The sequence below is a fragment of the Microcoleus sp. BM001215392 genome, from assembly GCF_036700185.1.
Classification (GTDB): Bacteria; Cyanobacteriota; Cyanobacteriia; order Cyanobacteriales; family Microcoleaceae; genus Microcoleus.
Genome location: NZ_JAUBOJ010000026.1, coordinates 1 through 15,407, shown reverse-complemented (window position 1 = coordinate 15,407; position 15,407 = coordinate 1). Strand labels below are relative to the sequence as shown.

Below are 15,407 nucleotides of genomic sequence, written 5' to 3'. Positions count from 1 at the left end.
GAAAAACTCATTAGTCCTCTTGAGAGGACTTTCGCTTTGAGGCAGGGGTTTCAACCCCTGTCGGACTACTGGTTGTACCTTAAACCGATCGCACTTGCTGCAAAATCATACTATAAATATGACTTTTATGAATATAATTAATGACTTTAATGAATTGACCTTCAAAGAAATCTATTGAATACTGATTGTAGTAAACAAATTTCCCCTACATTTTAGCTTAAAGCAGATTGAAAACTATGACTAAATCACGTTGGCTTCGCAAGCTTTTACCCTTAGCAGCATCTTTCGCAACCACGATCGCACTAGCAGGCACTTTTGGCCCACCAACTTCAGCCCAAGTCAAATCGCCACCTCCGCAACCCCAAGAAGTCCAACCAGTGCCAGAAGAAGGTTTCAGCATCCCGATTTGGATCTATCCCGTAGGCGCAATGTTCCTGGTTTTGATATTTATACCTAAAATTGGTTGGACTTTAGGGTTAATTGCGATCGGCGAACGAGAAGTAGGAATTGTTACCAAGAAATTCTCCAACAAAAACTTGCCATCCAGTAGATTGATTGCACTCGATGGCGAAGGAGGTTTGCAAGCAGATACCCTGCCTCCCGGCTGGCATTTTGGTTATTTTCCGTGGCAATATAGCGTTCGCAGAGAACCAGTTGTTGTGGTTCCTCAAGATGAAATTGGGTTAATTATTGCCAATGACGGAGCCACTATTCCTCCCGATCGCATTTTAGGCAAAGTCATTGATTGCGACAATTTTCAAAATGCCCGCAAATTCCTCACTGAGGGTGGAGAAAAAGGACGGCAGCTAGCAATTATCACCACTGGTACTTATCGGATCAATACGGCTGTATTTGAGGTAATTACTTCAGCCAATGCCGCTGCAAAAGGTATGCAGCCGTCGGAACTTCAACTCTACAAACTTGCTCCCGATCGCGTCGGAATTGCCAACGTGCTCGACGGCATTCCGATCGATGAAGGTGAAATTGCCGGGCCGATAATTCCGGGTCACGACAATTTCCAGAAAGCACAATCTTTCATCAAAGGCGGCGGGCGCAGGGGCTTGCAAGAACAGGTGATTTTATCCGGTTCTTGGAACCTGAATCCCTGGTTTGTGCAGGTTGAACAGGTAAAAATGACCGAAGTGCCGATCGGCTATGTCGGCGTAGTCATTTCCTATGTGGGCAAATCGCACCAAGATGTCAGCGGCGTCGCTTTTACCCACGGCAATCTTGTCAATAAAGGCGATAAAGGCGTGTGGGTAGAACCGCTTTACCCGGGCAAACATCCGATCAATACAAAAGTGATGAAAGTCGAACTTGTTCCCACTACCGATGTAGTTTTAAACTTTACAACGCGGTTCAGCGGCGAACACGGTTACGACTCGAAATTAAGCGCTTTAAAATTGCTTTCTTTTGACGGATTTACCTTTGAATTAGAAGTTTTTCAAATCATTCATGTCGGTACTTTGGATGCACCGAGAGTCATTTCGCGGCAAGGTTCGATGCAAAATCTGATCGACCAAGTGCTGCGTCCAATTGTGGGCAATTATTTCCGCAATTCCTCTCAAGAATATACGATTCTCGACTTTTTGATCGCCCGCAGCCAACGTCAAGCAGAGGCCGCTGAACACGTCCGCGAAGCCCTACGCGCCTATGACGTGCAGGCTGTGGACACGCTGATCGGTTTGATTTCGCCGCCACCGGAGTTGATGCAAACATTGACCGATCGCAAAATTGCTCAGGAACAAGAAAAAACCTACGACGTACAGCGGATTTCAGAGTCACAGCGTCAAGAATTGGTGCGCGCAACTGCGATCGCAAATATTCAAAATCAGGTGGTGGCGGCGGAACAAGGGGTGAAAATCGCCCAATTGAGTGCAACTGCTGCGATCGAACACGCAAGCGGTGAAGCAGAAGGGATTCGGCTGATGGGACAAGCAAAAGCGGATGCTTATCAAGTTGGTGTCAACGCTTTAGGTACGCAGAGTTACACGCTGCTGCAACTGATGCAAGCGGTTTCCGATGGTAGCGTTCGCGTTGTTCCCGATGTCACAGTCAACGGTAACGGCGGTAGTGGAGGTTTGCTGGACGGTTTGATGGCCATGTTGCTGCGGAATGAAACCAGTAAAAATGGAGATAATGGAGCACATTCACCTGTAATTAATGTCAAGAAATCTAAGTCTGTTGTGGAAAATGGAGTCAAATCACCAGTAGTAAATGTACATTCGGTGAAGTCGCCGGAGTCTCCTAATCATTCACCAGTTGCTCAGTCTGTGGCTGTTCCTGAGATTGATATTGATTCGCTATTTGGTGAATTGTCTGACGATATTTGAGTTGATCTGTGCAGTTTGTAGAGAGGACGATCGTCCTCTCTGAAAGCTTTTTGTCTAAAACTTTACTATTTAGGGAATTAGAGGTGCAAAATTATGAGGTTTATGGTTATGCAGAAATACGTGAATTTGTCAAGGTTGATGGTGGTAGTTGCTTTTAGTGCGATCGGTTTAGGATCGTGTGGAAATATATCTTCCCCATCAGTTGCACAGACGCAGCAGGGAAACAAAACATTTGGTGATTGGTGTCGCGAAAAAGCTTCTTTAAGTCCTGAAACTAAACATACGGTTGAAGTGATGTTGCGGAAATCAAAGACTACTAACTGTGATGCGGCCGATCGGAAACTTTCAAGTCTCACACAACTCGACCTCGATAACAATGACATCAGCGACATCAAACCATTGCAATCTTTGACTAAACTAACTGAACTAGGCCTTAGCAGAAATACAATCAGCGACATCAAATCTTTGCAATTTTTGACTCAACTGACTTCGCTCTCCCTCAACCACAATCAAATTAGTGACATTAAACCGTTACAGTCGTTGACTAAGCTGTTTTTTCTCACTCTTGACAACAATCAAATCAGTGACATCAAACCCTTACAATCCTTGATTGAACTGGATTATCTCAGCCTCAGCGACAATCAAATCAGAAACATCCAACCGTTACAATCTTTGACTAGCGTGACTTTTCTCGAACTCTACAGCAATCAAATCATCGATATCAAACCGCTAAAATCATTGACTAACCTGACTGGTATCCATCTCAGCAACAATAAAATTAGTGACATCAAACCGTTGCAATCTTTGACTAACCTGACTTCACTCGGTCTCAATAACAATAAAATCAGTGATATCAAACCGTTGCAATTTTTGACTAAACTATCTAGCCTAGGTCTCGAAAACAATAAAATTAGTGACATTAAACCCTTGCAATCTTTGACTAAGCTAACTGGGATCGGTCTCGGCGGAAATCCGATCGCCCCCAAAACTTGCCCTCTCAAACCAGAGTCTATCTGTATTTGGGAATCACTACCTAAATCATAAAACTTTACTGTTCGTAAAATTAGAGGCACAAAATCATGACACTTACATTTGGACACAAACACATGAATTTACCAAAGGCGATCGCACTTACTTGTTTTACGATCCTAGCATTATCTGGAAATGGACTATGTGCGATCGCGGCAGAAACCCAACCTGCAAACAAAACGTTTGGTGATTGGTGTCGTACAAAAGCTTCTTTAACTCCTGGAGCTAAACATACTGTTGAAATGCTTTTGAAGGAAGCAGGGACTACTGACTGCAATGCAGCCAATCGGAAACTTTCGAGTATCACCGAACTCACCCTCGATAACAATAAAATCAGCGATATCACACCGCTAAAATCCTTGACTAAATTGACTATGCTTGGTCTCAATGGTAATGAAATCAGTGATGTCAAACCCTTGCAATCCTTGACTAACTTGATTGCGCTCAGTGTGGGAAAAAATAAAATCAGTGACATTAAACCCTTGGGATCTTTAACTAAGCTGATTTCACTGGCTCTAATCAATAATAAAATCAGCGATATCACACCGCTAAAGTCCTTGACTAACCTGGATCAGCTCTTCCTCGACAATAATCAAATCACCGACATTACACCCTTACAATCTTTGACCAAACTGAATGTACTCTTCATCAGTGGCAATAAAATAAGTAACACCAAACCCTTGCAATCTTTGACTAAATTGACGAATATCTTCCTAGGTAACAATCCGATTTCCCCTCAAACTTGCCCTGTCAAGCCAGAGTCTATCTGTAATTGGCAAGAAGTAATGGTGTTCTAAAATTTTATAGACACAAAAATCAGAGGCACAAAATCATGACATTTATAGTTGGACAGAAACACATCAATCCACCAAAGCCGATCGCACTTACTTATAGTGTCCTCATCGCTGTAGCATTATGATGAATTGGATGGCTTTTTCAAACGCTATCGATAATGCCATCCCACAGTTCGGAAATAGGGTGTAATTTGCCTTCTTTAACTTGCTGGAGGGATGTACGGAGGCTGGCTAAAACGAGTTCGGCGGGCTCGTCATCGATATCTGCGGGCGGAGTGACGATATTGCGATCGATTAATAGTTGGTAGAAGTCGTCCACAGACATTACAGCGAGTTGAGCGGCTCGATCGAGACGAAGGCTGTATTGCTGATAAAGTACGATCGCAAGTTCGAGTCGCACATCGGCTTCAGTCAAGGGTAGATTGTCGGGAAGGGCGATCGTAAGAAGCATGATTTAAGGTTTAATTTCAGAGATATAAGACGATCGAACTCATAGTTACACACAAACACATCAATCCACCACAGCCGATCGCACTTACTTGTTCTACGATCCTAGCATCATCGGGATTTTCGCTGTGTGCGATCGCACACACCAAAAACTCCTAAAACCTTTGTGGGGCAGGCATTTTACCCGCCCCAAACCTACAAATATGACTTTTATGAGTTTAATTAGTGAATTTAATGAATTGACTTTAACCGCAATATCTTGAATACTGATTGTAGCTAACAACTTTTCATTAGAAATTATATAACAACAAAAAACTATGTCCCCAGATAACAAAAAAAGCCCGCCACCCATATTTTTTATTGTTGCCCTTTTCTTAGTTGCGTTTGGTGCGCTCAAGTTCCTTCCCGGTTTATTCGCATCCAAAAGTTCAGATACGCCTACAGCTACACCTAATTCTACACCTACAGCGGGTGCGAGTCCGTCGGGTGCGATCGCCAATCGCATCAGTTTAGGAAATCAGCTATTGGTGACATCTCAAACCACAGCAGACAAACAAGCAGGCGTTGAAGCTTTTAAGAACCGAGATTACTCAACTGCGATGCAAAAATTTCAGGCTTCGCTAAAACAAAATCGCAACGATCCAGAAACTGTTATTTATTTGAATAATGCCACAGCAAGCAACGGTTCTTCCTTAAAAATAGCTGTCAGCGTCCCCATTGGTAGCAACCCCAATGTCGCCCAAGAAATTCTTCGAGGTGTCGCTCAAGCTCAATCCGAAGTCAATAGTAGCGGTGGCATCAATGGCGCAAAATTGCAAGTACAAATCATCAATGATGACAACGATCCAGGAGTTGTCAAAGAAGTTGCCAAAGCATTGACAAAAGATGCGAGCATACTAGCAGTAATCGGACACAACGCCAGCAACGCATCTCTCGAAGCTGCGCCGATTTATCAGCAGGAAAAACTGGTAATGGTGACACCGACAAGCTTTGCCAATAATCTCTCTGGATTTGGCAGTTACATCTTTCGGACTGTCCCCAATATTAGCGTCATGGCTGCTCCTTTAGCAGAATATGCAGTGAAAACAGCAGGCAAAACTAACATTGCCATTTGTTATGATTCGCAAGCACCGGATAATGTATCATTTAAAGATGAATTTGTGGCTGCTCTGACTGCTGCTGGAGGCAAGTTAGTTCCGACTGTTTGCGACTTTTCAATTCCTTCTTTTAATCCCGAAAATGCGATCGCCGATGCTGTCAGCAAAGGCGCACAAGCATTGATGCTAGCACCCCACATCGATCGCATCGATCGCGCTATCTCTCTGGCACGCATCAATCAAGGCAAATTGCCACTCTACGGCAGCACGACAATGTACACCTTTCAAACGCTAAAAGACGGGCAAAAGAGCGTTGACGGGCTTGTTTTGCCCGTTCCCTGGCATCCTGAAACTAATCCCGGCAGCACTTTCCCCCAAAATGCCAGCCAGCGCTGGGGAGGAGTAGTAAATTGGCGCACCGCAACCAGTTTTGATGCGACTCAAGCTGTCATCGCGGGATTGCGGAAAAGCAATACGCGAGAAGGGTTGCAAGAAGCACTGAAAAGTACCAGTTTTACGACACCGGGAGCTAGCGAGGATGTGAATTTTTTGCCAAGTGGCGATCGGGCGGGTAAGCCAATTTTAGTGCAGGTTAAACTTGGAGGAAGTTCTGGCTATAACTTTGTACCATTGCGGTAAGTGTGCTTTTGTGTTGCTTTTGTGCGGGCTCTCCGGCCCACCCCACAATTCAATTAACTCTTTGTGGAACAGGCATCTTGCCTGTTTCTAAGAATAGTTAAAGTTGCCATAATCAAATAAACTCTTTGTGGAACAGGCATCTTGCCTGTTGCTGACCGATTTTTAAGATATACTAAAATGAGTAGATTAAAGGAGAGCGTTGTGTATGATCGCGCAAGTTGAAACCAAAACCTACACGGCCCAGGAATATCTAGAAGCTGAAGTCAATTCTGTGGATCGGCATGAATTTATCAATGGGGAGATTATTCTGATGGCGGGCGGTACACCGGATCACAATGAAATTACGAGCATTTTAAATGCTATTTTGAGGGTGAGTCTCAAGGGTAAGCCTTATAGTATTTTTGCATCAGATCAGCGGCTTTGGGTTCCCCAGCTTAATAATTACACTTATCCAGATGTGATGGTTGTAGCCCGCCCGATCGAACTTCAACCGGGACGTACCGATACAATTACCAATCCCCTGCTGATTGCGGAGGTGCTATCTAAAGGTACTAGAGCTTACGATCGCGATGACAAGTTTGCCGCTTATCGCAGTATTCCGAGTTTTCAGGAGTATTTATTAATCGACCAATATCGAGTACAGGTGCAGCAATATTCTAAAACTGACGCGAATAAGTGGATTTTCTCGGAATATAGCTGTGCGGGCGATCGAGTTACATTAACTTCTATTCCTGTAGAATTTTGCTTGGCAGATTTGTATGAAAATATTGAGTTTGACGTTATACCTAATCCGGCTTAAATATCTGTTTAATTTTTTGATGCCCTATAGGCTCGAACTTCGACGGTTAAATTATATTAATTTGTGGCAAAGTTGGCAATTTATGCCGCTCGCGTGTTATTAACATATATGCAAGCGCTGGGAATCATTTTAACCGTCCCGGAAATCCTCAAATTTATCTAATTCTCCCAATGGCGAAGTCAAAATCAATTTCTATTTCCAAAGTAACTCGCTACCAAAATGCAGCGCTAAATTACTACTTGGGGCTGACAGATTCGCCATACCTTCATTACGGCTATTGGAAAACTCTGCCCGTGCCCGCTGATGAACTGACTATCGGGCGGCTGCGCAACGCTCAGCAAGCTTATACTGATAAATTGTTAGATTTTATCCCCAAAGAAACCAAAACCGTGCTGGATGTAGGATGCGGAATTGGGGGAAATGCGGCTTATTTGCTCGATCGGGCTTTTGGAGTCGAAGGTCTGGCACCCGATCCGTTCCAACAACAGCGCTTTCTCAAGTGTACAGGCGATCGCGCCATCTTCCACCTCACCAAATTTGAAGACTTCCAAGCCACCCATTCCTACGATTTAGTCCTCTTTAGCGAAAGCAGTCAATATATGTCTGCTGTCGATATTGCTTCTGGTGCTGCGGCTGTCCTCAATCCCGGAGGCTACGTATTGCTTGCCGATATGATGCGCTCTAATCCTAACTATACAGAAGGAATGTTTTCTAACTGTCATGTTGTGACAGAGCTTAACACAGCATTATTACAAGCTGGGTTTACCCTCGTAAAAACTGAGGATATTTCAACTCATATTTTACCGACAATTGACCTCTATGTCGATACTTTCCGCAGGTATGGACTCAACACAATGATTTATGTTGCCGACTTGATTTCGATCGCAGTTCCGCCAATACACAAATTACTGCGCTGGATATTTCGCCGTTGGTTTAAGAAGTTAGTAGTTGAAGGATTGGAGGCTAGTCAACTTTTTGAACAGCATCTTTGTTATGAAATTCAACTTTGGCAATTGACCAAAATAGATGGACGCAGTTAATATACCAATCCTCCTAAATCTGTTTCAATAACTAATTGCTTTCGATCGGCCTGAGAACCCACCTAAGCGAAGCTATACCTCGGCTATCTGCGTTACCAAGCCCCAGCCTGGTAATATCAATTCCGTCAAGCCGAGGAATCATTCATCTCTCTTCTCTCTCTCTGTGTCAAGAGCGTTCTAGAAAGGTTAAATCATGCCAATACAACCGGAATTGATCTAACGAGCAGTCCCACAAATTATTGAAAATTGGTATATATTTGGGCGATCGCAAAGCTGATAGCTCCTTCCAACTATTGATAGCAGTTATCCCAAATATCGGGTATTCAGCAATTAATTAACAATTACAAAATCCCGCAATCTCCAAATCAAATTTGGGGTGGATCTGGTTTTTGAACAGGGCTATAGCATGACCTCATATAAATTATTAGTTATAATCTCATATTTACGGAGGTCATGCGATCGCCCATACAAACATATTTTGTTGCAGATGCACCCCAAATTTGTACCTCATCAATCTGAGACTCGGCTACATACAAGAGACTTGTTGAATCTGGCTATTTTTCGGAATATTTTTAGCAGCGTACCAGAGACTGTCAGTATTTTTAAGTTCCCAGAGTGCGCGAAAATCGTCTAAATCTCTTTCTTTGGGTAGAAGGCGATGATGCAGAAGGCTATTATGCGGGAGGCTAGAAATGCTAAATTCACAGCAAATAGCTCGATCGCCCACAACTCACAAAAAATACCTATGAATCGCCCCGCACCTGACGCCACCTCTCAAATGAGCGACATTGAACTCGCCAACCTCAGCCGCACGATCGATTACAGTGACCTTCGATCGATACCTGAAATTTGGGCGATCGCCAAACAGCAATTTCCCCAAACCGTCGCCCTCCACGATCCCCACAGCAAACCCGAAATCAAGTTTACCTACACCGACCTTTACCAACAAATCCAGCAATTCGCCAGCGGCTTGCAAGCCCTCGGCATCAATGCAAACCCAGCAGAAACAATCCCTCCCCGCGTCGCCCTCTTCGCCGACAACAGCCCCCGCTGGCTGATAGCCGACCAAGGCATCATGACCGCTGGGGCCGCCAACGCCGTGCGAGGTGCCACCGCCGACCCCGAAGAACTCCTTTACATCATCCAAGACAGCGGCAGTACCGCTTTAGTAGTCGAAAACCTGGCATTACTCAAAAAACTGCAAGCCCGCCTCGTCGATTTACCCGTCCAACTCATCGTCCTCCTCTCCGACGAAGAACCAGAAACCAGCCCAAGCCTGAACACAGTCAACTTTTCCCAAGTCATGGCCACAGGCGCCAACCGCCCGCTCAAACCCGCCAACCACAACCAACAAACCCTCGCCACCCTCCTCTACACCAGCGGTACCACCGGCAAACCCAAAGGCGTTATGCTGACTCACGGCAACCTGCTGCACCAACTCACCACCTTCGGCACAATTTTGCAACCCGAACCGGGCGAATCAGCCCTCAGCATTCTGCCCAGTTGGCACGCCTACGAACGCACAGTCGAATACTTCCTGCTTTCCCAAGGATGCACGCAAATTTACACCAATATTCGCTATTTCAAACAAGACTTTAAAAGTTGCAAGCCCCAGTACATGGTGAGCGTTCCGCGCATCTGGGAATCGATTTACGAGGCTGTACAAAAGCAATTTAGAGAACAGCCGCCCAACAAACAAAAACTGGTGAATTTTCTGTTATCTGCCAGCCAGCAATACATTGAAGCCCGCCGCATTTTCCAAGGATTAACTCTGAATTTGAAACCTGCTTCTGCTTCGGAAAAACTGATCGCCCGCCTCAAAAGCATTCTGTTGTCTCCCGTCCACGCGATCGCCGAAAAACTCGTTTATCAAAAAGTCCGGGAAGCTACCGGAGGCCGTTTTAAGTGGGCAATTAGCGGCGGCGGTTCTTTGGCCGCGCATTTAGACAATTTCTTTGAAATCGCAAATATCGGTTTGTTGGTGGGATACGGTTTAACTGAAACATCTCCGGTTTTAACAGTCCGCCGCCCTTGGCACAATCTTAAAGGATCTGCTGGAGCGCCGATCGCCCATACCGAAATTAAGATAGTTGACCCCGAAACTAAACAGCAACTGCCCACAGGCCAGCGCGGTTTAGTTTTGGGACGCGGGCCGCAAATCATGCAGGGCTACTATCTCAATCCCCAAGCTACCGCCAAAGCCATTGACTCAGAGGGCTGGTTTGACACCGGCGATTTGGGCTGGCTGACACCCGGAAACGACTTAATTTTGACCGGGCGCGCCAAAGATACGATCGTCCTCAGCAACGGCGAAAACATCGAACCGCAGCCGATCGAAGATGCTTGCCTCCGCAGCCCCTACATCGACCAAATTATGGTGGTAGGTCAAGACCAGAAGTCGATCGGCGCCTTAATTGTCCCCAATTCAGAAGCCGTGCTCAAATGGGCCGAAACTCAGAATCCGCCCATACACGAAATTGACTGGAATAGCAAGAAAATTCAAGACTTATTCCGTCAAGAATTGAACCGGGAGGTGCAAAATCGCCCCGGATACCGCGCGGACGATCGCATCGGCCCGTTCCGGTTGATTCAGGAGCCATTTTCGATGGAAAATGGAATGTTGACTCAGACCCTGAAAATTAAGCGCCCGGTTGTGACGGAACACTACCGCGATATGATTGACGGGATGTTTTGAAAATATTCGCTGGACTTGGGGAATGGAAAAGCAAAAATTATCCCAACACCCAAGTCCCCATTGGTGTCAACTTAAGCCTGAAAACCTTTGTATCTCTCGTTTATAGCAGAGGCAAGATCCCCCTAAATCCCCCTGAAGAAGGGGGACTAAAGAGAAGATTCTTATCCCCTGTATCTCTCGTTTATAGCAGAGGCAAGATCCCCCTAAATCCCCCTTAAGAAGGGGGACTTTGAGAAGATTCTTATCCCCCCCTTCGATCGGGGGGCTAGGGGGGATCTGGCCTGAATCGCCAGACAGAAGACTGATAATAGGTTTGACGTTAAGTTGACACCAACACCCGAGTCCCGAGTCCGAGTCCTGAGTCCTGAGTCATTAGGAAATGTTTACCAACTAATGACTAATGACTAATGACTGTTGTTCGCGAGCGGGGACGCTCGCACTTCTGACTAATGCCTAATTCCCAATTGACAAGCAACAAATTTATGGAACCACAATTACTCTTGAAGCGATCGATTAACGTAAAAGTCGTCGTTACTCCCCGCTGGAAAGAAGAAGCTCAACAGCAACTCCAAGCCCAAATCAATCAAATAGATTCTCAGCTACAACAGCTAGAAATGCAAGGGCAGCGGATGGTTTCAGAAATCCAAAAGCAAAACCTGCAACCGCCCGGGCCGCAAGTAATGCAGCAAATAGACAACATTCAAATGCAGGTGAATCAAAAAAAGAGCGAACTGCTAGAACAGAAAAACCAAAACCTGCAACAGCTTCAGCAAGTGCAGGTGCTAGACCTCGAACAAGAAGTGAGTCAAGGTCAAATTGACGGCACATTCACCGTCGGGCTGGGAGAAAATTTGATTCAAAAAATGCAAGTAGAAGTTCTGCTCCGCGACGGCATTGTCGAAGAAATTCGAGGTGATATTTAGAACTTAGAAATTGGTAATTGGTAATTGGTAATTGGTAATTGGTAGGTAATTTTGAGTTGATAGCCGCACATCTTCGGACTAGAGGCTGGCATAATAATAACTATTGCCGATTGCCGATCGCCAATTATCAATCGCCAAATACCGATCGCCAATTACCAACTCACAAGGAATTTTTACAGATGATTCGCGAAGTTTTCATGCCAGCCCTGAGCTCTACCATGACAGAGGGCAAAATTGTTTCCTGGGTCAAATCCGCCGGGGACAAAGTAGAAAAGGGCGAAACGGTAGTCGTAGTTGAATCCGACAAAGCCGACATGGATGTCGAGTCTTTCTACGAAGGCTATCTAGCAATAATTATTGTACAAGCCGGCGAAGTTGCTCCGGTGGGAGCTGCGATCGCCCTAGTCGCAGAAACAGAAGCCGAAATCGCCGCAGCCCAGAAACAAGGAGCCGGCGCCCCAGCAGCAGCCCCAGCCCCAGCAGCCCCCGTTCCTGTCGCAGCTACAGCATCAGTGGGTTTGCAGCAAAACGTCAGCCGCCAAAACGGGCGCAGCATCGTTTCTCCCCGCGCTCGCAAATTAGCCAAAGAATTTAAAGTAGATTTAAATTCAATCAAAGGCAGCGGCCCCAACGGTCGCATTGTTGCAGAAGATGTGGAAGCAGCAGCGGGTAAAGCCCAACCAGCTCCGGTTCAGCAACCAGTAACAGTCCCCGCAGCAGCACCCGCACCCGCACCCGCACCAGCCAAACCCGCACCCGCACCAGTCCCAGCGGTAGCGCTTTCCGGTAACAGAGTACCGATGAATGCGCTGCAAAATGCGGTGGTGCGCAATATGGAAGCAAGTTTGAGCGTGCCGTGTTTCCGCGTCGGCTATACAATTACTACTGACAATCTCGACAAACTCTACAAACAAATTAAGTCAAAAGGCGTCACGATGACGGCTATGCTGGCAAAAGCAGTAGCGGTAACTTTACAAAAACATCCTCTGCTGAATGCTTGTTATGTGGAGTCGGGAATTCAACACCGTGCTGATATTAATGTGGCGGTAGCGGTGGCGATGGACGGCGGCGGTTTGATTACGCCGGTGTTGCAAAATGCCGATCGCCTGGACATCTATTCGCTTTCCCGCAGTTGGAAGGATTTAGTCGATCGCGCCCGCGCCAAACAGCTCAAACCCGACGAATACAGCACGGGAACTTTTACTCTTTCCAATTTGGGAATGTATGGAGTAGATAAGTTTGACGCGATTTTGCCGCCGAATCAAGGCTCGATTTTGGCGATCGGCTCTTCGCGCCCCCAAGTCGTAGCTAACGAGGAAGGTTTGATGGGAGTGAAGCGGCAAATGCAGGTGAATATTACCTGCGATCACCGGATTATTTACGGTGCTGACGCTGCATCTTTCTTGCAAGATTTAGCCAAATTGATCGAGACAAATCCTCAGTCTTTGACACTTTAGCCCTATCCTAAATCCCCCTTTTACCCTCATTGGCCCGAAAGGGGGATTTAGACTAGGTAGATGAGTGGGAAAATACATACAGCAGATTCCTGGTTTATGAAGTACACAAAATTCAGGAAAAAAGCCGGTTTCTTTGTCTGAGTAACACCATACTATAACTCAAACAAGAATACTTTGTTCAAACTCGCATCGAATTTCATCTACAACTTTGCGATCGCTAAAATCGCGGTGCCACCAGTGGCTACAGCCATCTTGACAATATTTATCGTACCTGCGGGCATCAGCAATTGCTAATAAACTGATCGACAGAAAAAAGGTTTTGATAGATTCTGAGGACGGCAGTTTCAAAAGCTTTGCCATTTGTTCTTTTAATCGCCCGCGACGAAGCAATACGCAAGGGGTGTAAGTTGCGCGAAGTTTTGATTTAGTAATAGCTAGGGACACATCTTCTTCTCGCGCCCCTGCTTGGATGGTCATGTAGGATAGCCGCTGCAATATTTCCTGCTGGCCTTGTGTTGAGAAGCTTAATAACCAGTTTGTTGCATCTTCTTGGCTCATTAATTCTTGTTGAATTTGATTGATTGTAATTTCATCATTTAGATTCATTTGCCTCTCCTAAGTCTGGCTCAAATATCTGTTGATTTGAGTTTGCCGGATGCTTTTGCTCGATCGATCGCATCTTGAATCAGAAGGTAGACAAAATTGGAGATCGATCGCTTTTCGATATCGCACAACTTTTCTAATTCCTTTTTAGCCTGTGTCGGCAAAACCACTGAAATCCGCTCGCTATCGCTCATGCCTTGCAATCTGTAGGAAGTTTCCCCTATTGTGCCACCTCGTCCGTCCAGCTCGTGCATCCACAGTCAGTTGTGTGCTTACTTATGCACACTTTTGCTTACTTTATGTTATTTTTATGGGTAATGTCAGAAGCCAGCGCATCCACCGACCAAGTTTCTGCGCTGGCTCTGGCTCCGTTAAGCAATGGAGACACCTCTATTATGAAATACGAAAGATACCTTAAGCCGTGGGCCGTTGCCCGCTTGCTTCCCAGCTTGCAATGGGCGATCGTCGGTCGCTATCGCAGCCGATCGGACGCGGAGGGACATCTTCAGTTGTTTCGGCAACGAGTGCCCAACATCCGATTTGAAGTGGTGTTTGATTTACCGCATCCTCAAGGATAATTTTCTTGATGGAGGGTGTTTGATAAGTTAACAGTTAACTTTGGGGCGATCGCTCTTTTTGGGGAAACGGGCGATCGCCCTTGACCAAAGAAATTGGTTGAGCTAAACTAAAATTTAGTTTAAATTTCTTATAGTAGATGCACATAATCAGCTACCGACGGGTGCGTGAATACAGCGAAACTCATGCCGATTGCCGGGAAGCTTTGGATAACTGGTTTAAGATTGCTAGCAAGGCTAAATGGTCTAATTTAGTTGAGGTACAATCTGTTTTTCCGAAAGCTGAAGCTGTTGGGGGTTTTACAGTTTTTAATATCAAAGGTAACAACTATCAATTAATAGTTAGTATTGATTATGAGAGCCAATTAATTTAGATAAAATATATTCTCACCCATGCTGAGTACGATAAGGAGAAGTGGAAAAATGACCCTTACTTTTAATCCCGATAAATACAAAGAGTTATTGTCTCAGTACCAGCCGAAGATAATTAGAAATGAAGCGGATAATGAGAAAGCTCTGGCTATTGTAGAAGAGTTGATGCACAGGCGCGATCGTACTCCTGAAGAAAATGAGTTATATGAATTGCTGATTGCATTGATTGAAAAATTTGAGCAAGAATACTATGCACCAGGAACCACAGCAACGCCGCATTCAATATTGCTGTTTTTGATGGAACAAAGAGAGTTACAGCCTGCGGACTTGGTGCCCGTTATGGGATCTGAAAAAAGAGTGTCTGAAGTGGTTAATGGCGATCGAGATATTGGTAAAGAGTTGGCATTAATTCTGGGGAATTTTTTTCATGTAGAACCGAGTTTGTTTTGTAGTTAAGGGAAGTGAGATTAAGGGCGATCGCACTTTTGGAGCTTAAGGGCGATCGCACTTTTGGAGATTAAGGGCGATCGTTTCCATGAATACATAAAGTATGAACTATTTTTTAAGGGCAGGATGTTTGAGTCGCTTCGCCAATGTCATCTAT

The 15,407-nt window shown here is 45.3% G+C and carries 16 protein-coding genes; 12 read left to right on the top strand and 4 right to left on the bottom strand.

Annotated elements, in window-relative coordinates:
• The first annotated feature begins 236 nt into the window (after window positions 1-236).
• The 3 genes from QT974_RS05135 to QT974_RS05125 all read left to right on the top strand — a co-directional run bounded on the left by QT974_RS05135 (window position 237) and on the right by QT974_RS05125 (window position 4,159).
• Window positions 237-2,333 carry an SPFH domain-containing protein gene (locus tag QT974_RS05135; protein WP_333467444.1) on the top strand — a complete coding sequence of 699 codons (2,097 nt, stop codon included), beginning with the start codon at window positions 237-239 and terminating at the stop codon, window positions 2,331-2,333.
• A 93-nt stretch (window positions 2,334-2,426) separates the two neighbouring features.
• A complete protein-coding gene (locus QT974_RS05130; RefSeq protein WP_333467443.1) occupies window positions 2,427-3,377 on the top strand; it encodes a leucine-rich repeat domain-containing protein in 951 nt (316 codons plus the stop codon).
• 35 nt (window positions 3,378-3,412) lie between these two features.
• On the top strand, window positions 3,413-4,159 hold the full coding sequence (locus QT974_RS05125; protein ID WP_333467442.1) for a leucine-rich repeat domain-containing protein: 747 nt from the start codon (window positions 3,413-3,415) through the stop codon (window positions 4,157-4,159).
• 139 nt (window positions 4,160-4,298) lie between these two features.
• On the opposite strand, the gene QT974_RS05120 is transcribed toward QT974_RS05125, so the two are convergent.
• Both QT974_RS05120 and QT974_RS05115 read right to left on the bottom strand, forming a co-directional pair.
• Complete coding sequence (locus QT974_RS05120) at window positions 4,299-4,607, bottom strand: UPF0175 family protein (RefSeq protein WP_333467441.1); 309 nt, start codon at window positions 4,605-4,607, stop codon at window positions 4,299-4,301.
• 16 nt (window positions 4,608-4,623) lie between these two features.
• Window positions 4,624-4,749, bottom strand: a complete 126-nt coding sequence (locus QT974_RS05115) for a hypothetical protein (RefSeq protein ID WP_333467440.1) — start codon at window positions 4,747-4,749, stop codon at window positions 4,624-4,626.
• 171 nt (window positions 4,750-4,920) lie between these two features.
• Between QT974_RS05115 and QT974_RS05110 the strand changes: the two genes are divergently transcribed.
• The 6 genes from QT974_RS05110 to QT974_RS05085 all read left to right on the top strand — a co-directional run bounded on the left by QT974_RS05110 (window position 4,921) and on the right by QT974_RS05085 (window position 13,253).
• Window positions 4,921-6,339, top strand: coding sequence for an ABC transporter substrate-binding protein (locus QT974_RS05110; protein ID WP_333467439.1), 1,419 nt, complete (start codon window positions 4,921-4,923; stop codon window positions 6,337-6,339).
• A 205-nt stretch (window positions 6,340-6,544) separates the two neighbouring features.
• Window positions 6,545-7,138: a Uma2 family endonuclease gene (locus tag QT974_RS05105; RefSeq protein WP_333467438.1), complete on the top strand. Its 594-nt coding sequence runs from the start codon at window positions 6,545-6,547 to the stop codon at window positions 7,136-7,138.
• Window positions 7,139-7,308: 170 nt separating this feature from the next.
• Window positions 7,309-8,178 carry an SAM-dependent methyltransferase gene (locus QT974_RS05100; RefSeq protein WP_333467437.1) on the top strand — a complete coding sequence of 290 codons (870 nt, stop codon included), beginning with the start codon at window positions 7,309-7,311 and terminating at the stop codon, window positions 8,176-8,178.
• A gap of 745 nt (window positions 8,179-8,923) precedes the next feature.
• Window positions 8,924-10,873, top strand: coding sequence for a long-chain fatty acid--CoA ligase (locus tag QT974_RS05095; protein WP_442933148.1), 1,950 nt, complete (start codon window positions 8,924-8,926; stop codon window positions 10,871-10,873).
• Window positions 10,874-11,355: 482 nt separating this feature from the next.
• Window positions 11,356-11,796, top strand: a complete 441-nt coding sequence (locus QT974_RS05090) for a YlqD family protein (RefSeq protein WP_333467436.1) — start codon at window positions 11,356-11,358, stop codon at window positions 11,794-11,796.
• Between the two features lie 179 nt (window positions 11,797-11,975).
• A complete protein-coding gene (locus QT974_RS05085; protein ID WP_333467465.1) occupies window positions 11,976-13,253 on the top strand; it encodes a dihydrolipoamide acetyltransferase family protein in 1,278 nt (425 codons plus the stop codon).
• 159 nt (window positions 13,254-13,412) lie between these two features.
• On the opposite strand, the gene QT974_RS05080 is transcribed toward QT974_RS05085, so the two are convergent.
• The gene (locus QT974_RS05080) at window positions 13,413-13,859 is read right to left on the bottom strand and encodes a DUF5958 family protein (protein ID WP_333467435.1); all 447 of its coding nucleotides are present in this window, start codon (window positions 13,857-13,859) and stop codon (window positions 13,413-13,415) included.
• 20 nt (window positions 13,860-13,879) lie between these two features.
• A complete protein-coding gene (locus QT974_RS05075; RefSeq protein ID WP_333467434.1) occupies window positions 13,880-14,110 on the bottom strand; it encodes a ribbon-helix-helix domain-containing protein in 231 nt (76 codons plus the stop codon).
• A 63-nt stretch (window positions 14,111-14,173) separates the two neighbouring features.
• Between QT974_RS05075 and QT974_RS05070 the strand changes: the two genes are divergently transcribed.
• From QT974_RS05070 to QT974_RS05060, 3 genes are all read left to right on the top strand, one after another.
• The gene (locus QT974_RS05070) at window positions 14,174-14,434 is read left to right on the top strand and encodes a hypothetical protein (RefSeq protein ID WP_333467433.1); all 261 of its coding nucleotides are present in this window, start codon (window positions 14,174-14,176) and stop codon (window positions 14,432-14,434) included.
• A gap of 137 nt (window positions 14,435-14,571) precedes the next feature.
• Window positions 14,572-14,805: a type II toxin-antitoxin system HigB family toxin gene (locus QT974_RS05065; protein ID WP_333467432.1), complete on the top strand. Its 234-nt coding sequence runs from the start codon at window positions 14,572-14,574 to the stop codon at window positions 14,803-14,805.
• Window positions 14,806-14,854: 49 nt separating this feature from the next.
• A complete protein-coding gene (locus QT974_RS05060; protein ID WP_333467431.1) occupies window positions 14,855-15,259 on the top strand; it encodes a helix-turn-helix domain-containing protein in 405 nt (134 codons plus the stop codon).
• The last annotated feature ends 148 nt before the right edge of the window (window positions 15,260-15,407 follow it).